This window comes from Alteromonas sp. 4NH20-0104, assembly GCF_057547795.1.
Genome location: NZ_BAAJLP010000053.1, coordinates 1 through 18,079, shown reverse-complemented (window position 1 = coordinate 18,079; position 18,079 = coordinate 1). Strand labels below are relative to the sequence as shown.

At 50.2% G+C, this 18,079-nt stretch carries 18 protein-coding genes; 10 read left to right on the top strand and 8 right to left on the bottom strand.

The annotated features are described in order from the left end of the window. Window positions 1-72 precede the first annotated feature (72 nt). The 3 genes from fadR to AC27IB_RS22975 all read left to right on the top strand — a co-directional run bounded on the left by fadR (window position 73) and on the right by AC27IB_RS22975 (window position 1,832). Entirely contained in the window at window positions 73-783 is a 711-nt protein-coding gene (fadR, locus tag AC27IB_RS22985; protein ID WP_296043521.1) for a fatty acid metabolism transcriptional regulator FadR, read from the top strand. 126 nt (window positions 784-909) lie between these two features. Continuing rightward, window positions 910-1,269, top strand: a complete 360-nt coding sequence (locus tag AC27IB_RS22980) for a phasin-related domain-containing protein (protein WP_296043519.1) — start codon at window positions 910-912, stop codon at window positions 1,267-1,269. A 44-nt stretch (window positions 1,270-1,313) separates the two neighbouring features. Next, entirely contained in the window at window positions 1,314-1,832 is a 519-nt protein-coding gene (locus AC27IB_RS22975; protein WP_487123921.1) for a hypothetical protein, read from the top strand. Between the two features lie 81 nt (window positions 1,833-1,913). Here AC27IB_RS22975 and AC27IB_RS22970 read toward each other — a convergent pair whose 3' ends face one another. After that, on the bottom strand, window positions 1,914-3,122 hold the full coding sequence (locus AC27IB_RS22970) for a metallophosphoesterase (protein ID WP_487123919.1): 1,209 nt from the start codon (window positions 3,120-3,122) through the stop codon (window positions 1,914-1,916). An 84-nt stretch (window positions 3,123-3,206) separates the two neighbouring features. After that, entirely contained in the window at window positions 3,207-3,683 is a 477-nt protein-coding gene (locus AC27IB_RS22965) for a LabA-like NYN domain-containing protein (RefSeq protein WP_487123917.1), read from the bottom strand. A 178-nt stretch (window positions 3,684-3,861) separates the two neighbouring features. Between AC27IB_RS22965 and AC27IB_RS22960 the strand changes: the two genes are divergently transcribed. Beyond that, on the top strand, window positions 3,862-5,148 hold the full coding sequence (locus tag AC27IB_RS22960; protein WP_487123915.1) for a M20 metallopeptidase family protein: 1,287 nt from the start codon (window positions 3,862-3,864) through the stop codon (window positions 5,146-5,148). 29 nt (window positions 5,149-5,177) lie between these two features. On the opposite strand, the gene AC27IB_RS22955 is transcribed toward AC27IB_RS22960, so the two are convergent. From AC27IB_RS22955 to AC27IB_RS22945, 3 genes are all read right to left on the bottom strand, one after another. After that, a complete protein-coding gene (locus tag AC27IB_RS22955) occupies window positions 5,178-5,747 on the bottom strand; it encodes a DapH/DapD/GlmU-related protein (protein ID WP_487123913.1) in 570 nt (189 codons plus the stop codon). A 93-nt stretch (window positions 5,748-5,840) separates the two neighbouring features. Beyond that, a complete protein-coding gene (locus AC27IB_RS22950; protein ID WP_487123911.1) occupies window positions 5,841-6,176 on the bottom strand; it encodes a DUF2834 domain-containing protein in 336 nt (111 codons plus the stop codon). Between the two features lie 39 nt (window positions 6,177-6,215). Then, complete coding sequence (locus AC27IB_RS22945) at window positions 6,216-7,688, bottom strand: DUF3336 domain-containing protein (protein WP_487123909.1); 1,473 nt, start codon at window positions 7,686-7,688, stop codon at window positions 6,216-6,218. Between the two features lie 254 nt (window positions 7,689-7,942). On the opposite strand from AC27IB_RS22945, the gene AC27IB_RS22940 reads away from it, so the two are divergent. The 5 genes from AC27IB_RS22940 (at window position 7,943) to AC27IB_RS22920 (ending at window position 12,653) form a co-directional block, all read left to right on the top strand. Further along, a complete protein-coding gene (locus AC27IB_RS22940) occupies window positions 7,943-9,154 on the top strand; it encodes a DUF445 domain-containing protein (RefSeq protein WP_296052462.1) in 1,212 nt (403 codons plus the stop codon). Window positions 9,155-9,166: 12 nt separating this feature from the next. Beyond that, window positions 9,167-9,835: a TetR/AcrR family transcriptional regulator gene (locus AC27IB_RS22935; protein ID WP_487123907.1), complete on the top strand. Its 669-nt coding sequence runs from the start codon at window positions 9,167-9,169 to the stop codon at window positions 9,833-9,835. Continuing rightward, the gene (locus tag AC27IB_RS22930) at window positions 9,832-11,274 is read left to right on the top strand and encodes a wax ester/triacylglycerol synthase domain-containing protein (protein WP_487123905.1); all 1,443 of its coding nucleotides are present in this window, start codon (window positions 9,832-9,834) and stop codon (window positions 11,272-11,274) included. The genes AC27IB_RS22935 and AC27IB_RS22930 overlap by 4 nt, the downstream gene beginning before the upstream one ends. 35 nt (window positions 11,275-11,309) lie before the next feature. Continuing rightward, window positions 11,310-12,134 (top strand): putative RNA methyltransferase, encoded by an 825-nt coding sequence (locus tag AC27IB_RS22925; protein ID WP_487123903.1) that lies wholly within the window; start codon window positions 11,310-11,312, stop codon window positions 12,132-12,134. Window positions 12,135-12,218: 84 nt separating this feature from the next. Continuing rightward, a complete protein-coding gene (locus AC27IB_RS22920; RefSeq protein WP_487123901.1) occupies window positions 12,219-12,653 on the top strand; it encodes a DUF3291 domain-containing protein in 435 nt (144 codons plus the stop codon). A 72-nt stretch (window positions 12,654-12,725) separates the two neighbouring features. Here AC27IB_RS22920 and AC27IB_RS22915 read toward each other — a convergent pair whose 3' ends face one another. From AC27IB_RS22915 to AC27IB_RS22905, 3 genes are all read right to left on the bottom strand, one after another. After that, entirely contained in the window at window positions 12,726-14,111 is a 1,386-nt protein-coding gene (locus AC27IB_RS22915; protein WP_487123899.1) for an amidohydrolase family protein, read from the bottom strand. 171 nt (window positions 14,112-14,282) lie between these two features. Beyond that, window positions 14,283-15,323: a ribosome small subunit-dependent GTPase A gene (gene rsgA, locus AC27IB_RS22910; protein WP_487123897.1), complete on the bottom strand. Its 1,041-nt coding sequence runs from the start codon at window positions 15,321-15,323 to the stop codon at window positions 14,283-14,285. A gap of 203 nt (window positions 15,324-15,526) precedes the next feature. Beyond that, a complete protein-coding gene (locus tag AC27IB_RS22905; RefSeq protein WP_487123895.1) occupies window positions 15,527-16,267 on the bottom strand; it encodes a DUF1439 domain-containing protein in 741 nt (246 codons plus the stop codon). 199 nt (window positions 16,268-16,466) lie between these two features. On the opposite strand from AC27IB_RS22905, the gene AC27IB_RS22900 reads away from it, so the two are divergent. Beyond that, window positions 16,467-18,079: GMC family oxidoreductase (locus tag AC27IB_RS22900; RefSeq protein WP_487123893.1), on the top strand; the 1,613-nt coding region annotated here is incomplete at its 3' end.

The following is an 18,079-nucleotide window of genomic DNA, read 5'->3' as shown; positions in this document are numbered from 1 at the left end:
TCATTGTGCTTATGAAAAATCATCTGGTACAATCAGTTTGAAAATAACAAGAACGTTCAGTGGCGAGCAAATATGATATATAAGGCACAAAGTCCGGCTGGTTTTGCCGAGGAATACATCGTAGAGTCGATCTGGAGTGGGCGTTTTCCTCCAGGGACCATCCTTCCCGCTGAACGGGAATTATCTGAATTAATCGGTGTAACACGAACGACCTTACGTGAAGTGTTGCAACGTCTGGCACGTGACGGATGGTTAACTATCCAGCACGGTAAGCCAACCAAAGTAAATAACTTTTGGGAAACCTGCGGACTCAATATTCTTGAAACGCTGGCCCGACTCGATCAGGACGGTATTCCCGAATTGGTAGATAACCTTCTGGCTGCGCGGACCAATCTGAGTGCGGTATTTATTCGTGGTGCTATCCGTAAGAACCCGCAGGAGTCGGCGGCCATTATTGCGCGTTATAAGGAAATCGAAGAGGACGGCAAGGCATTTGCTCACTTTGATTATCAGTTGAACCACGACTTAGCTCTGGCATCGGGAAATAATGTCTTCGTGCTGATGATGAATGGTTTCCGTGGCCTGTATTCACGTATCGGTGGTTTCTTTTTCTCGGATCCCCGTGCCCGCGATGTCGCTAAAGAATTCTACGCTAAATTACAGGAAGTCGCTGAACAGGGCGATTACAAATCAGTACCTGCCGTAGTGCGCGAATACGGTTATGCCTCAGGACAGGTCTGGAATGAAGTGCGCGAGACCATGCCTCAGGATTTAGTCGATTAAGTGCCGCACCTGCGGCGCTTTTTACCTCTGCATTTCAAATACCCCCTCTTCTAATTTTGTTTTTAGTATGTGATTTCTAAATTATCCTTTTACACTGAGTATCAGATAGCAAAAGGAGACCAAATCATGGCAGCTAAAGACGATATCAAAAGTAAAATCAGCGAAGCTGAAGAATTCGCCCGTAAAATCTGGTTGGCAGGTTTAGGCGCATATGGCAAAAGTGTTGACGAAGCACAGGGTCAGTATGAAAAGCTGAGTAAAGATGCCAATAAGATGTTTGACGATCTGGTGTCTAAGGGTGAAACCCTGGAATCAGATGCCAAAGATAAATTTAAAGAAACCACCAGTGAAGTAGAAAGTCGTGTAGCCGACGTTCGCAAGAAGCTGGGTCTGGATACAGACGATACCGATCAGAAGATCGAAGAGCTTTCTGCAAAAGTGGATGCACTGACTGAAGCAGTCGCTAAGCTGGCAGCTAATAAGTAATAACTGAGCGGACAGTGTAACTGTCCGTCAGCTAAGGAGTTATTATGTCAGATAAAAAACCGGGTTCGCCTATCATGGGCTGGTTCGAAGCAGGCTTAGGTTTGTTTACTGAACAACTCAATGCGGCCAATCAGCAGGTGCAGCATAAGGTGGATGAATCGCAAAAAACACTGGATGAGCTTGCCGCTCGGGGCGCTGAAGTAGAAGCGCAGATCCGCAATACGGTTAATCCATCACAGTGGCTGGAGTTGTGGCGTCAATCGCCGTTGCATCACTGGATGCCAACATTTACCACGCCCCGACAAAAACGGGCGATGCAAGTGGAAGCCTTGTCGGCCAAAGTGGATTTGTTGGTAGAGCAGGTTGCCCTGTTGGCCGCAAAGCAAGCGGCTGCCAAAGCGGAAGCAGAAGCCAGCGCGAAAAAGCCAGCAACTAAACGAACCACCACCGGTGGGGCTGCAAAAGGCGGTAGTACGTCAACGGCTAAGAAAGCGCCGGCTAAAACGACGACGCCACGTAAGCGGGCACCGGCTAAACCAAAAGATGACTCCTCTAAAGAGTGAGTCTGCCTCGGGTAAAACAAAGCCCGCCAGCATGTTAGTGCTGGCGGGCTTTATTATTTAAGGTTGTTCATTTAAAGGCGCTTATTCGCCAACCTGGTGTAAGGGGTAACGATTGCCCTTATCGTCGGCCCGCCAGAAAGCCCCGTTGATTTGCCAAAGGCCTTCAATGACACCCTCTGAATGTGCCACATCCAAACGCAATACCTTTCCCTGATAGTCTGTGCCAATATGCGGGACCAGCGTATGTCCAATGGCAATATGCTTTACATCAAAATACGACAGTGCTTTATCCACGTGAGATTCAGGTGCTTTGGGGCCAAAACCGAATTCTTCCATACTTTTAGCCAGACCGCGATAATAGAGCAACCCGTCAATGGCGTGAATGGGACTCTCGGCGATATTACGCAAATGGGTGGTTTGTAACACTAAATCGCGGGCAGCCAGCGCATCGAGTTGGGCCAGCGTGGGCGCCTGGTCCAGTACCCTGGGCGAAACGCCACCGTGAACGTATAACGTATCGCCAATTTTTAGCATCACCGGTTTGCTGCGTAACCAATTACCCAATACGCTGCGCTCGCTCCATGCCTGAAATGAGGTTAGTCCGGCCGTGTGAAAACTCCCGTAATATTTTTGTGCAGCCGACTTCGTTCGACCATCGAGTAAATAACGTTCATGGTTGCCCATAATATAGTGTACAGCGCCTCCTGCTTGACGGGCCTGATCTTCCAGTTTGTAGATAAGCCAGAGTAGGGGGACCACGTTCTTGCCCCGGTCGACCATATCACCGACTATCACAAGGTGGCCGTCAGCAAATTGCCAGTTTAGGTCTTCGTCGATAATGTGCTGACCTTGCAGCAGGGTTTGAAAAGCGTCAAAGTTTCCTTCTAGATCAGACACTGCAAAGCGCTTTTCTGGCGCGGGGATAGTCAGCGCAGACCGCGGGTGACTGTCTCTTATATCAACCGTAAATTGGGTTAACCGGGGGCTATCAACAACAACCGTAATCCGTCTGTCCGTCGTTTGTTGAGTTAACGTGTTCTCGCCTGCCTGGGTTGTCTCAATAGTTAAAGCGGTGTACCGGCCCTCTTCTTTAAAGACGTAAGGGCCGTCGCGGCCGACAGGAAAGTTTGGGTATTCAAAAAATAGCCACTCGTTAATTTGAAAGGAATAACCGACAAACAGCCCGTTAGAAGTGCGGATCATAGTACCCTGAGTGCGGGTAATAATCGTAACAGTAAGCAGTGTAAGCACCAAAAGCCCAGTCAGGGCAATTGCGATTTTCTTTATCATTAACATATCCTTATGTTTTATCCAGCGCCCTACTGCAAGAAGCCGTAGTGACCAGGTTTGTTCTTTATGCTGTATATTATCAAACTAACAAAGCAGTAAATTTTTGTCGATGGCAATAAAATCGCTGGCTGCATGGACTAAAGACGAAGCGGTCAGCGCAGGAACGCCGTAGACTTCGACTTTTTTCGAGTTATCCTGTCTTATGCGGCTGCAAAGCAGGCTAAAATCACCATCTCCGGAAACCAATATAAGGGTATCAGCTTCACTCGCCGCATCCATCATATCGATGGTGATACCTACATCCCAGTCACCTTTAGCCGAACCGTCTGCGCGCTGAATAAAGGGTTTTAACTTTACCTCAAAGCCAATGGCACGCAGGATATTCTGAAACTCACGCTGTTTGCTATCGCCGCGCTCAACGGCATAGGCAAACGCTTTTACCACCTGCCGATTAGCGGTGGCTTTGCGCCAGAAAGCATTGTAATCGAAGTTTTTGCGGTAGGTTTGACGGCTGGTGTAATACACGTTCTGCACATCAACAAATATAGCTACGCGTTCCATAAACGTGTTGCTGCCTTTGAGAAATAAGTAAAGACCACATACTAACAGAAGCCCAACTTAAATATATCTTTACAGTTAACCAACACGTCACTACCGAATGCGGTTGTGGTTATGAATAGCTCACCTTAGGATAGGTTTGTACAAATTATAATCAGCCTGGTTGAGAAGGACATTGGCCATGAAAAGCATTACCCGCGGTACATTTCAAGTTATCTTACTTTGCTCGTTAGCACTGATTAGTATTAAAGAAGCTGGCGCTGCAGACAATGCTCTTATCCACCAACAAATTCAGCAGAAAACGGCTGCCATTTACAGTGAACTGGTGGCGGTCCGTAACGACTTACATCAGCATCCTGAGTTAAGTGGTGAAGAGCAACGTACAGCCAATAAAATCGCAGCTTCGCTGACTGCACTGGGGCTCAATGTTATACGCGACATTGGCGGTCACAGCGTAATTGGCGTGCTCGATAGCGGTAAACCGGGTAAGTCGGTTGCGTGGCGGGCCGATATCGACGCTATCCCAACCGCTGAGGGAGTTGGGCACAATTGTGGGCATGATGTCCACACAACTATAGCGCTGGGCATGGCAGAGGTATTGTACTCGCTGAAATCCCAGTTAACCGGTAAGCTAATCTTTGTCTTTCAGCCAGCAGAAGAAACCTACACCGGGGCAAGGGCCATGCTTGATGAAGGATTTTTAACAGCCGTTAAGCCCGATGAGTTTTACGCCGCGCACATCTCGCCCATGCCGGCAGGGTTGGTAGCGTCTAAGTCTGGTTATTTATATGCTGATTATCGTCAGGTCAACCTGGTGTTTAATAATGTGGTAAAGCCCAAAGCGACCATAGCACTGGCTAAACAAAGCATTGCCTCATTGCAAAGTGTGGCCAAGGAAAGCCCGTTTTGGAATACCGCAAACCTGATGGATCCCACTATCGGGCTTGGTCATCCCAATACTATTTACCAGGATTACGTGGTTGTTGAAAATCGCTTTAACGTTGAACAGGCCAACGGCGTGCTTACTGTTAGTGGTTATGTCAGCGCCAGCAGTGAGGCATTAATGCAGACGGTAAATAAACGCCTGCGGCAAAAAATAGCCAACAGCGAATTTGCCGCTTCCTTTGTGGAAGTGAATAACCAGGCGACTCAGCTGACCTATTCGTTGCAGCGAGGTAACATTAATAACGCATCGCATTTTACCGAACAGAGCCTGCAATCCATGGCGAAAGTATACGGAGGTAGCGTGCTTAAATTATACGGCGTGATCCCCGATGGTCGGGGCGACGATTTTGCTTATTTTCAGCAACATATTCCTGGTACTTATTTTTTGTTAGGGGGTTCTGATTTCAGCAAGGGCATCGTTTCGATGCCCCACGCGCCCAATTTCGCCGTGGATCAACGGGTGATTGAGTTTGGCGTTAATTACTTTTCCTCGTTGTTGGTGGAGCGTCTTCATACTCACTAACCAACACCGATCCCCCCGGTGGAGTGCGGCTAAATATTGTCTTTGAGTATTTTTGCCGGCACGCCGCCTGCTACGGTGTTATCCGGAATATCCTGAGTGACCACCGCGCCGGCTGCAACCACAGAATGTTCGCCAATGGTAACGCCGGGTAAAATGGTCGCGCCAGCACCAATCCAGGCATTCTTTTTAATGACCACTTTACCGGGGACCAGGGTTTTTCTGTCGGCCGGGGCAACCGGGTGGTTTTCTGATGTAATGTTGACCCGCGGGCCAATCATGACGTCATCGTGGATTTCAATGCCACCTAAATCCAGCATCGAACAGGCATGATTAATAAACACGCCTTTGCCAATCGATATATTTTTACCATGGTTAGTGTAAAAGGGCGGGTAAACGAGCGTTGTGTCATGTAGCGTCTGGCCAATTACGTTGCCAAACAGCCGTCGCATATCAGGTACTTCATGGGCCTGATTAAAGGCTTTTAGTGCTTCAAAAGCATCACTGGCAGCCTGGGTCAGTACCGGCATGTCAGGATGAGCCATGGAAACTGCTTCACCATTAAGCAGCGCGTTTATAATTTCAGGACGTTGAGTATTCATAGGCTGGCTCCGAAAGTCGAGTAACCTTTAAAGTGGCTGTTGAGTGCCTTAATTCAAGCCGTGTTGCGGCCAATTGCAGGTGCGGCTGACCAATTACGTTACCGACTGGCTATCCGTCTCGAGTTTGAGTTGTCGCTGGTATAAAAACAATGGGAGTCCTAAGGACACGCCTACACACAGCGTGGCCACTACAGGCAGCCAACTCTTTTCAATGGCCAGGCGTTTTCCCTCAACAATAATAAAGGTAATAAGCACCAGCGCAGAAATCAGCACATCAAAAACGAAGAACCGGCTGATAGAGTTAACCAGTAACTGGTCAAAAAAGAGCGGCAGGTCAGCTCCGTTAGCTATCAGCCAGGGCACAAATTGAGAGAGTGGCAGGGCAGCGCCCAGCACGCAGAAAATCAGATACACATGTTTGAGTGACAAACCTTCATCCTTAGGGTTTAGCAACTAACGGTTGGCTGATTACTCCATAATACCTTCAGGGGTATGATCAAACAATCGTGCTTCCCGGGCTTTTAATGCTCTGAGCTTGCTGCGCAGGGTTTCACTGATTCGGGTGTTACGGTCAATCACATCCAACTGCGACCAGGTTGCCCGTTCACCGCTGGTGATCAGTTCCTGAATACTGCTTAGCGTTGGATTAGCAGCCACCTGCATTAAGTTGCGCAATTGCTTTTGCGGCAGGATATTAATGTTGCCCACATATTGCTGATCGATTACCGAGCGCACTTTATGCAACGCCAGCTTGCTGCTGCGATTAGGCACTAAATGCTCCATGATGTCGAAAGCATAAATACTATTGGCTTTGGCGAGCTGACGCAGGTGACGAAATGTCATGCTGGAAAGTGTTTTCGCCTGAGTCCGGGAGGAGGACAAAAACGGTACTGCCAGTGGATTGGTCTGGCTCACAATACTGTGGTTTACGCCATACAGTCGTGACAGACGCTCAAAAGGCAGGTCAGCCATAATCGAGCCGTCGGCAAAGCGACGATTGGGAATATAGGGCACAATATCGCCGCTGGCGGTTTTGGCTTTAAGTTGCACCGAAGTGAATAACAGCGGGACTGCACAAGAAGCCCGAACCGATTGCATAATCAGAGCATTGGGCGAGGTTTTGGCATTTAGCAAGCGTGAGTACTGATGTAAATCTGCAGGTGAAACGGTTACCGTAATATGACGACCGGTTTTCTTATAAGCTTCTTCGAAGGTGGTTAAATCAAACAGCGAAATCAGCGTGTTTTCCAGCGCCCGGCTGTCCAGTAAACTCTTGCGACCTAACCCGCCCCATAACCGCCAGTTCTGAAAGTGTTCAAATATAAACTCTGCACTCAGCGCTTCGAGTAATTCATTGTGGGTGCGGGTTCCGAGCATACCGGCAATAATGGCGCCGGCGCTGGCACCGGAGATCACCGTGGGTAACAGATTTTGCTCATTCAGCGACTTCACCACGCCACAGTGGAAAAACCCCAGGCCAGCGCCGCCGGAAAGCATGAGACAACTGCGCCCAAAAGCGTGAGCGGTTTCTTCGAAAAACGACAGTTTATCGTAGAAGTCGATATGGTCTTCATCGGCGTGATAGATTTGCTCCAGCGCACTCACCACCTGGGTAATGAATTCTTCAATAAGGTGTTTGGTGCCAATTTTACTGTGACCAAGTAATTCCGGGTTGGCAATATTTCCCAGGTTGCCGTGGATCCCTTCGTGCAAAATCGACATCAGGCCGCTGATATCGTTCTGACTCTGGGCAAACTTGATACGCTGCACCCGTTTACGGATTAACCGGTAGTCATATAAACGGCAGGGATCTTTCGCCTTCCATTCATCCGCCCCGGACATCGCGTCATGGGCCTCGCAGGCTTCTTTATATTCCTGGTAACTGCCAGCATGCTCAATGGCTCGTTCCAGTTCGCCTAATTTTGATTGAAATACAGTCATACATCCCCCGGCACTGATTTGGTTAATTTCCGGTATTTGCGCCTATACTGGCAGTGTAGAGTGAACAATTAGAATCAGCTAACTAATTTGTTGGACCACGATAATGGCAAATTTACGTCAGGTTTTATAACTAAGCGTTCAAAAGCGGTTTAGGTTGAACTAAGCCGATGTATAAACAAAGTTAATTTGACCAATACTGCACCACAAAGTAGCCTGAGCACTGACAATGATAACAATAGCCTTGTAGCACCAACATGGAATGGAATGTACAAACCCTCAGTTTGCTGTCGATCCCGCTGATTAGCGCGTTAGTGGGCTGGAGCACCAACTATCTGGCGGTAAAGATGATGTTTTATCCGCTAAAGTTTGTGGGGATCCCCCCCATTTTTGGCTGGCAGGGCTTAATTCCGGCCAAACGCCGGCAAATGGCCGAAATCGAAGTGGAGCTGGTGCTTGGTAAATTACTCAGCGTTGAAGAGCTCGCCGGCCGGCTCGATCCCAAAGCGCTCACCCAGGCCATTGAACACCGACTACATCAGGTGGTGCGCAAAATTGTTAACGAAGTGATGGAAGCGTCCGCGCCACAGCTGTGGGCCGCTTTACCGGTACAAGGTAAAAACCTGGTGTATCGGCGTATCGAAGACGATATCCCTTATGTGGTCACTAAAATGGTTGAGGACTTTCAGCACAATGTGAATGAAATTCTTGATATCAAGGAGCTGGTGGTTGAACAGCTGGTTAATTCTCCTGAACTGATCAACGAAATCTTTCTGCGTTCTGGTGAGCGTGAATTTCCGTTTATTGTGCGTTCCGGTTTTTACTTTGGTTTTTTATTTGGCCTGCCTACCATGGCGCTGTGGTATTGGTATCAGGCCTGGTGGATCCTGCCCTTAGGCGGTTTGCTGGTGGGCTACGCCACCAACTGGATTGCCATAAAAATCATTTTTGAGCCCAAGCGCCCGGTGCGGTTTATGGGCCTGACCATTCAGGGGATGTTTCTTAAGCGTCAAAAAGAGGTGTCGCGGGTATATGCCGACATTATCGAAACCAAGCTGATCAATTCCAAAAACATTACTCATATGATCCTGCACGGCTCAGGTTCGGCCCAGCTGCTGGAACTGATTGAACTGCACGTAAACGACGCTATTGAGCGATACGTGGCCATTGCGCAGCCTTATTTTGCTTTGGGAGTGGGGTCAGAGAACTACTTTAAAATGAAATCCATGGCGGTAAAACGGTTATTTGAAGACACCGATAAGTATCTGCTTTATGCCTTTGATTATGCCAATCAGGCTCTGCGGGTGGGGGATGATTTGTGTGAGCGCCTGCAAGCCTTGCGCTCTGAAGAGTTCGAGGGCGTGTTGCGCCCGGCGTACCAGCAGGACGAATGGAAACTCATTGTGACCGGTGCGTTGCTGGGCATGGCCGCCGGTATCGGTCAGCTTTACCTGCTGATGATGGGGTAGGGCAGAAAGGGTATGGCCAGTAAAACCGCAGAACGTATTCTTGCCGCCGCACTCACTTTGTTTAACGAACAGGGCGAAAACGCGGTAACGTCGGTGGATATTGCCATGGAGCTGGATATCAGTCCGGGCAATTTGTATTACCACTTTAAGGGCAAGGAACAAATTATTGATGGCCTGGTGCACTGGTACAGTGAAGCTATGCAAACGCTGCTGCGTCCGGCCACACTTGAGAAAGTGCAAGTAGAAGACTTCTTCTATTTCATTGCTATCGTACTGGATAAACAACAGCTGTTTCGCTTTATGTACCGCAGTCCGGCTGATTTGGCAGAGAAGTATCCCAAAGTAAAACACTGGCATAAGCAGCAAATCCGGCAACTGGAAGCGAGTTTAAGCAAGCTCTTGCTGCGTTTTGCCGCGCAGGATGCCGTGCTGGCCAGTGCTGCTGAACAGCGACTGATGGTTGATCTGATTATTATGATCCTGACCCAGGCAAACCAGTATGACGATTTGCGCAATAACGACGATCCCCAGGCCCAAAAATTTCACGCACTCAGTCTGATGATGACCGCCTTGCTTCCCCGGTTCCGGCTGCAAGAGACAACGGTAGCCCAGTTACGCAAAGCCATTGAATATCACTCAATGGCGAACCTCACGCTACCTGGCGCGAAGGGGGAAGTATGAGCCAGAAACTGTCTTTTCTCGACCGCTCGTTCTGGATCACCGAATCGAAAGCGAACCCGAAACATGTTGGCTGTCTGCAACTGCTGGAAATGCCAGCAGGCAGCGATCCCAGAGCTTACGTTACCGCGCTGCACGAAGAGATGCAGGGCTTTGCCCGCGCTTGTCCGCCCTTTAATTGCCGGGTGAAAGCGGTGGCTATCTGGCCACTGGGTTTGCAGCCGGTTAAACACATGCAAATGGACTATCACGTGCAAGTTCATCAGGTGGAGGACGTGCACGATCGGCCGGCACTGGATGAATTTATTGGCCGAATGCATGAAACCCGGCTGGACCCGGACAAACCGCTGTGGCAGTACCATTTTTTATATTCCCCTGACCAGCAGGTGTTCGCCATTTATGCGCGGGTCCATCATATGTATGGGGATGGCGCGACCCTGGTACGCTGGTTTCAGGCCGGGTATCTGGATAAGGCTGAAACCTCCGGATTTGTGCCGGTGTGGGCGTTAAAGCGACTGCGGCATCAAAAACGCCAGCGCTATAAGCGTATGAAACGCTTCTGGATAAGCCTCTGGGAAACGTTACTGACCGGCAAGGATTTGCTGGTGATTTTTACCCGCCTGTTGCTTCGACTGATCAGAATTAATCGTCACTATATGCCGGTGCCTTTTACCGGAACTCGCACGGTTCTCACCGGTCAGGTTAAAGCGGGTCGCGCTGTCGCTACCTTCGATCTGGATTTTGCCCGGGTCAGGGCGCTAGCCAGACGAACCCGGGCGTCTGCCAACGAAGTGCTACTCACCGCTTTCGACATCGGTATCCACCGGCTGTTGCAGGATCACGGTCATGTTTTTACCCGGGCGCTGTATACCAATATGCCGATAAATCTGCGCAAGCCCGGCGAGAAGACCACCGGCAACCGGATTGCCATTGTGCCGGTGCAGTTGGCCCATGATGAGAGCGATCCCTACCTGCGATTACGTCAGATTATTTATCATCATCGTATCGTCAAACAGGCCGCCCAGCGCGCAAGGCCGTCTGCTTTTAGTGGCTATACCATAGTGATCCAGGCGGTGGCGCTGGTATTTGAATGGTTACATATTTCCGACTGGGTGAAACCTATCGGCAATGTACTGGTGTCTAATATTCCCGGGCCAAAACAGCAAAAGTACTTCAAAGACAGTAAGCTGCTCGCTTGTTATCCCATTTCTACCATGGTCCCCGGCGGAGGAGTCAATATTACTCTGATGACCTACAACGGCACCGCCAATATCGGTATGGTGTGTTGTAATCAGCAGATTAAATCGTTGCAGCCCCTTGCTGATTATTGCCAGGAAGCGTTTGATATGCTGGAGGCCAGCATTGACGACCCGAGCCTGAGTATCGACGATATTGGTGAGCACAGTGACGAGGTGCCACTTTCCATTGTCAGCGATCACTAGTAGCATTGCCGCTTCCGTTTTACTGAGGTATTGCCATGTGGCGTTGTCCGCTGTGTCAGCAACCATTACAACAATCTGATCGCACCTGGCGGTGTGAAAATCGCCATGCCTTTGATGAGGCAAAGTCCGGTTATCTGAATCTGCTGCCCGTACAGCAGAAAAAATCAAAGCAGCCTGGTGATGACAAAACCATGGTTAATGCCCGTCGTCACTTTCATGATGCCAAAGGTTATCAGCCATTAATGGCTGCGCTGGTGGCGATTATTCAGGAACAGTATGCAGGGCAAACTGAGGTGCGCATATTCGATGCGGGATGTGGCGAGGGCAGTTATCTTGGGTTTATCGTTCAGGCGCTGCAGGATGCAGGCGTAACCGTTCAGGCCTCGGGATGCGATATTGCTAAACATGCCGTCGATCTGGCTGCTAAACGTTATAAAAATTGCCATTTTGCAGTAGCCAGCAGCGTTAACCTGCCACTTAAGGATGCCTCCCAGGATGTGGTACTGCAGGTGTTTGCGCCGGGCTGCAACCACGAATACGAGCGAGTGATTGCTCCGGGTGGCTTGCTGATTGCGGTCGATCCGGCTGAAAATCACTTATGGTCGGTCAAGCAGGCTATTTATGATAAGCCGCGCCAGCACAATGTGGACTTTACCGAGCGCCCTGGTTTTAGCCAGCTGATTGAGAAAAGAGTTAGTTTCACGGTTGATTTAAGCGATCCGCAAAGCCGTCAGGGGTTACTGGAAATGACACCATACTACTGGCGTTTACCGAGGGATGAAGCACAAACTCGCTTCGCCGGATTGCAGCAGGTGGAAGCGGATTTTGTTGTTCATATCTGGCAGCGCCAACACAGTTAAGGCTGGTTTTTGTGCGGTCTGTGTATTGAGTAATCAATTAGCCGCCCGCATACTGTAACGATGCGAACACGTTAAGGACAACCCATGCATCTGGCCCAGATCAATATTGCCCGGCCCAAATACCCAATGGATTCCATAGGGATGGCTGACTTTGTGAATAACCTCGACCCGATAAACACCGTAGCGGAAAATAGCCCGGGGTTTATCTGGCGCTTAAAAGACGAAACCGGCAACGCTACGCAGATTCATATTTTTAACGACCCAGGTTTGATTGTTAATATGTCGGTATGGCAGGACATTGCTTCGTTAAAGCAGTTCATGTTTAAAACCCACCATATCGATTTTCTAAAGCGCAAAAAGGAATGGTTTGAGCCGCTCGACAGTGCGTCCTATGCGATGTGGTGGGTAGAGGAAGGTCACTTTCCCACCGTCGCCGAGGCTGAGGAGCGCCTACGTCATCTTCGTGAGCACGGAGAAAGTGATTACGCGTTCAGTTTTAAGCACAGCTTTACTAAATAGAAGGATTATCGACCAGACAATGCATGTCAGGCCGATAACCCGCGTTGATTGGTTTAAGTGTGTGGATTTAGCCTAGCGTTTGCCAAAGTTGCTCAGTAAGGCCTCATCAACTACGCCATTTTGCTTAAAGATAACGCCATCTTTCATGACCATGTCGACATCTCGCACTAAATTCATATATTTGAGCACGTTGCCACGTACTGCGATGATATCGGCTACCTTGCCCGGTGTCACTGAGCCGTAGCGGTCCTGTACGCCCATCATCACTGCCGGCCAGTAAGTGGCGGCACGCAGGGTATCCATGGCATCAAAGCCCATATCATTTACCCACACGGCCATTTCCTGCCAGGTGGACTGACAATGAAACTTCATCGGGATCCCGGAGTCCGTGCCAACTAACATCATCACCCCGGTTTTTTTTAACTGATTGATTTTATTTTTAATGGTCGGGGTTCTAAGTGGTGTAAGCTGCATGTAAGTAAGATGGCCCGGTTTGGCAATAGATTGCTTAATGTCGGCGATGGTGTCGTCTTTTAAGCCACGCTTCCAGCAGGCATCGTCGAGCTCTTCGGGATTAGCAACCAAATCCGGATAGGTAAATAGCCCTTCCATGGTCGGCGTCCAGAACAGTAACCCGTCAAAAATGCCGGTGGCGGTGCGCTCCACCAGGGTATCGAGCACATCCTGAGGATAACCCGGCGCAGTGGTCAGCCCGGTATGTTCAAAGTTATCAATACCGATTTCTACGCCAACACGAATTTCATCGGGTTTGTGAGCGTGAGCAACCACTTTCATATTGAGTCGGTGGGCCTCGTCTACAATGGCCTGAGCCACCGGGCGGGGCATATCATCATGGTCAATGAGTTTGACAATTTCCATACCGGCGTCGTGCAGGCGATTTACTGCCGCTTTTGCTTCACGCTCTGTTTTCACTTCCCAACGATAGTGTTTTTGCCAGTCCTGTACTTCGGCCTGTAAGAACGGGCCGGAGGTATATAAGGTAGGCCCGGGAATGTCACCCCTGGCAAGCTTTTGCTTAATGGCAACCGAATCCTCGAGGGGGGCACCAAGGTCGCGTACGCTGGTTATCCCGGCGAGCAGCAACTGCACTAATGAGGCTGGCATGATTTCGTCCACCTGCCGGTCACGATACGCCTTTTGCCAGTGAGTGTAGTTGGCGTGGCCGGTGAGCATAATATGGGCATGACTTTCCCACAAACCGGGCAGTACATCGTGCCCTTCAGTGGAAACGATTCGGTAGCCGGAAGGCACGGGTAAAGAATCCACCGTTCCTACCTGTTCAATGATGCCGTCTTTTACCAGGATCACGCTATTGTGCAGCGGGCGTTCGGCAGTGCCGTCGATGAGTCGTCCGCCTACCAGGGCGATATTTTCAGCCTGTGACGGCATTCCCGTGAGCAGACCGGTTAACAAAGTGAGTGTCGTTAGTAACCGCATTATTTTTCCTTATTCTGGTTATCCTGATTTACGTTATGCTCACCAATTGAACAAATCAATGTTTTCTTGCCAGATATTGATGCAGAGGCAGGCACGCTTAACAGAGAAAATGCATCAGTCGTCAGTACTGGCCGACTGATGCATACGACTAACTAAAGGCTTCAGGCAGTCCTAACGGCCTTTAAACTTTCGCGACGCTTTTTGCGAAACGTTCACAAACCGGGTAAAGGCTTTATCCTTAGCCCTTCTCTGTGCCAGTGAGGCTGAGTTAAGCGCATCTTCGCGGAGCAATTTCTGGTAGTTGGCCAGGCGCCGCGCGTCCAGTGAGCCTTGCTCCACGGCGGCCTGCACGGCGCAACCGGGCTCCTGATCGTGCTGACAGTCGGCAAATCGACACGCTTCGGCTAAGCGCTGGATATCGGCAAATGCCGAGACAATCCCATCATGACAATCGGCTAACTGTAATTCCCGCATACCCGGTGTGTCGAGAATGAGTCCGCCCTGCGGTAAGGGAATCAGTGAGCGCCCGGTAGTGGTATGGCGGCCTTTGGCATCGTCTTCACGAATGCTCTGTGTTGACTGACGCGACTCACCCAATAACGAGTTCGTTAGCGTGGATTTACCCACCCCGGAAGAGCCGAGCATTACCACCGTGTTGCCTGGTTGCAGCCAGTCACTTAACGCATCCATGCAGCTATTCTCCAGTGCGTTTACCGTGATTACCTGTAACTGTTTATCGATATGGCGGACATTGTCGGCCCAGCGTTCAGGCTGGTCGGTTAGATCTGCTTTAGTCAGCACCACAACAGGCTCGGCGTCGGCGGTTTCAGCCAGCGCTAAATAACGCTCTATACGGCTGGGGTTAAAGTCTTCATTCATCGAACATACAATAAATGCCGTATCGACGTTAGCCCCAATTAACTGATAGTCATGGCCGGTACCGGCGGATTTGCGTTTAAAGCAGCTGTACCGCTCGAGCAAGCGTACAAACTGTTTATCTTCGTTCAGCAATATCCAGTCGCCAACTACCAGAGGTGGCATAGCGGGCGTGATTGGCAAAGTAAAGGTGTGCTGATCCGCTGCTACGGTCAGCTGAGATTTATGTTGTTCGGTGACTCTGACCGGGATAACAGCATCCCATTCTTCGAGAGTAAGTTGTTGCTGGAAAAAAGGCCGCCAACCCAGGGGGGCGAGCATTTGAAAATTAGTCATAACTAACCCTTAACTAACGTTAATGTTTTCATTAAGGGGGCAAAAGCCCCGGCATTAGTACCGGGCTGTGTAAGGGGTTTAGTTAACCCATAGCCCGGTCAGGGTGACGACAATCATCAATATTCTCCTAACCGTTACAGACGTTTTTGAGTATAGCTTAACCTAATATGAGATGCACCGGCATATAGCCAGTTAACTCGCTCTTAAGGCTGCTCAGTAAAATAAAACCGCAGTTGCTTTTCTTCCACCGCCACCCGCTTACCATAGCGGGCAAACAAAAACTCCCGCCAGTGGTTGTCATCCATGGTGTATTCCAACGCCCGCTCATCGATTTTGGCCAGTAGTTCTTTCACGAGCCGGGGTTTGTGATAATCCAGAATGCGCTGAGTATTGCCGTGTAAATAGAGTTTAAGGTACTCCAGCGCCTGATCGGTAGACCCTGCCGAGACCAGGCTCAGTGCCGAACGCAGCGGCTGACTCAGCAACGACCCCAGCCCGGATAAGGGCAGGGGCAGAAGCTTATCAATAATAAACCGGGTGTCTTTTACCAGCGAGTACTGATCGTTTAACAGGTGAATAAAGTCCACCCGAGTATCCGTCAGGTGTAATGAGCGACTGGCCGGATAGTAATTAGGCAGCGCGCTGATACCGGCGGCCGCGTGGGCTTTGTATATTGGCGTGCCCATCACTCTTACATCGATAACACAAAGGATCTGCACGGTGAGCCGGTTAGTGGATGTCGGCATGCTGAGTTGTGCTTCAAGACAGGTAAACTGGCCTTCGCCAATGGGCACGGCTAACGCGTCACTGAAGGGAAAGTGCGGCGCAATGAGCGCGTTAAGCTCCTGTTCGGTAAATACATCATACTGCAGGCGGCCGGTCTTGATCAGGCAAAAGCCCACCAGTGCATTCACTTTATCGCGCCAGCTTAATGGAGGTAACAAACATCATTCCTTGCAGAGTTACGTGGGGCAAAACCCGAATTTGCGCTAAATCATAACAGTGCAGTTTACACCGGCTCAAGGCTTAAAATATTTTGCTTCGGCGCTCGCAATGGCGTAGCTTAGGTTCAACTGGTACAATCAGTTGGTGTAAATTCTGACTTAATCGGGTCTGGTTCAATCAGACAACAACGGGTGAACAATGCATATTCCTGTTCAACAATTTGACTACGTGATCATCGGTGGCGGCTCTGCCGGTGCCGTGCTCGCCGCACGTTTAACCGAAAACCCGATGATTCGGGTGTGTCTGGTTGAAGCCGGTAGTAGCGATCGTAACCCGTTTATTCATATACCGTTTGGGCTGTCACTGCTGGCAAGGTTCGACAGCATTGGCTGGGGATATAATACCGAGCCCCAACCGGCGCTGTACGATCGGGAATTGTTCTGGCCCCGCGGTAAAACCCTTGGCGGCTCCAGCTCAATCAACGCCATGTGCTATATTCGCGGTCAGGCCGAAGACTATGATTACTGGGCGGCGCAGGGGGCTGAGGGCTGGGATTTTGAGTCAGTTCTGCCGTATTTTAAGCGCGCTGAAAACTACTGCGGTGGTGCCGATGAATACCATGGCGCGGGCGGCCCGCTGGATGTGAGTGATTTACGGCATACTGCCGAAGTTTCTGATGCTTTTGTTAACGCTGCACAATACGTAAACCTGCCGGTAAGAGACGACTTTAATCGCCGTGACCGGGAGGGCCTTGGTTACTATCAGGTGACGCAGCGTAATGGCCAGCGTTGTTCCACAGCAAAAGCGTACCTGACTGACGCCCGTCAGCGCGGTAATCTGACCATCATAACCTCAGCGCTGGCAGAAAGAATACTGATTAAACAACAGCGTGCCACCGGCGTACAGGTAAGATGTAAAGGCAAGGCCATGCGCCTGATGGCGTCCCGCGAAGTTATATTAAGCGCCGGGGCGATAAACTCGCCGCATCTGCTGATGCTATCGGGGATCGGCCCGGCCAGCGAACTCGAAGACAAAGGGATTTACGTGCAGCAGGATTTACCCGGTGTGGGCAAAAACCTGCAGGACCACCTTGATGCCATTGTTCAATACCGCAGCAAGCAGCCACTTGGCTACCCCATAGCGGCCAGAATGCTGCCCCGGTATATTAAAGCGGCATTTCGCTACCTGTTTAAACGGGATGATATTTTTTCTTCCAACGTGGCTGAAGGCGGCGGTTTTGTGCGCTCGTCACTGGCGGGATCCATGCCGGATATCCAGTTACATTTTCTGCCAGCTATTCTGCAGGACCATGGCCGGCGTTTTGTGCACGGTTTTGGCTATGGTCTCCATGTGTGTGCGCTTTACCCGAAGAGTCGTGGCGAAATTACCCTGCAAAGTAATCATCCGGCCGATCACCCGGCCATTCAGCCTAACTATCTGGCCGAGGGCGACGATCTCACCGTGATGATCGATGCCGTAAAATGGGCACAAAAAATTCTCACCAGCGATGCCTTTGCCGGCTATGAAGGTTACCTGAGTATTGGCGACCACCGCCTTGATAGCGATGAGGATATCACCGACTTCATCCGCGAGCGTGCAGAAACCATCTACCACCCGGTAGGTACCTGTAAAATGGGCGCGAATGATGACGCCATGGCAGTGGTAGACAGCAAGTTGCGGGTACGCAATATTGCCGGTTTACGGGTTGTCGACGCGTCGGTAATGCCCTCACTTGTTGGCGGTAACACTAACGCGCCCACCATTATGATTGCCGAGCGGGCCGCAGAATGGATCCGCGACGAGCAAAACTA

Bases quoted from the DNA above. Each gene is read 5' to 3' on its own strand.
- AC27IB_RS22955 (WP_487123913.1), bottom strand. From the start codon at position 5,747: ATGAATACTCAACGTCCTGAAATTATAAACGCGCTGCTTAATGGTGAA.
- rsgA (WP_487123897.1), bottom strand. From the start codon at position 15,323: ATGACTAATTTTCAAATGCTCGCCCCCCTGGGTTGGCGGCCTTTTTTC.
- AC27IB_RS22960 (WP_487123915.1), top strand. From the start codon at position 3,862: ATGAAAAGCATTACCCGCGGTACATTTCAAGTTATCTTACTTTGCTCG.
- AC27IB_RS22925 (WP_487123903.1), top strand. From the start codon at position 11,310: ATGTGGCGTTGTCCGCTGTGTCAGCAACCATTACAACAATCTGATCGC.
- AC27IB_RS22940 (WP_296052462.1), top strand. From the start codon at position 7,943: ATGGAATGGAATGTACAAACCCTCAGTTTGCTGTCGATCCCGCTGATT.
- AC27IB_RS22930 (WP_487123905.1), top strand. From the start codon at position 9,832: ATGAGCCAGAAACTGTCTTTTCTCGACCGCTCGTTCTGGATCACCGAA.
- fadR (WP_296043521.1), top strand. From the start codon at position 73: ATGATATATAAGGCACAAAGTCCGGCTGGTTTTGCCGAGGAATACATC.
- AC27IB_RS22970 (WP_487123919.1), bottom strand. From the start codon at position 3,122: ATGATAAAGAAAATCGCAATTGCCCTGACTGGGCTTTTGGTGCTTACA.
- AC27IB_RS22920 (WP_487123901.1), top strand. From the start codon at position 12,219: ATGCATCTGGCCCAGATCAATATTGCCCGGCCCAAATACCCAATGGAT.
- AC27IB_RS22915 (WP_487123899.1), bottom strand. From the start codon at position 14,111: ATGCGGTTACTAACGACACTCACTTTGTTAACCGGTCTGCTCACGGGA.
- AC27IB_RS22975 (WP_487123921.1), top strand. From the start codon at position 1,314: ATGTCAGATAAAAAACCGGGTTCGCCTATCATGGGCTGGTTCGAAGCA.
- AC27IB_RS22965 (WP_487123917.1), bottom strand. From the start codon at position 3,683: ATGGAACGCGTAGCTATATTTGTTGATGTGCAGAACGTGTATTACACC.
- AC27IB_RS22935 (WP_487123907.1), top strand. From the start codon at position 9,167: ATGGCCAGTAAAACCGCAGAACGTATTCTTGCCGCCGCACTCACTTTG.
- AC27IB_RS22945 (WP_487123909.1), bottom strand. From the start codon at position 7,688: ATGACTGTATTTCAATCAAAATTAGGCGAACTGGAACGAGCCATTGAG.
- AC27IB_RS22980 (WP_296043519.1), top strand. From the start codon at position 910: ATGGCAGCTAAAGACGATATCAAAAGTAAAATCAGCGAAGCTGAAGAA.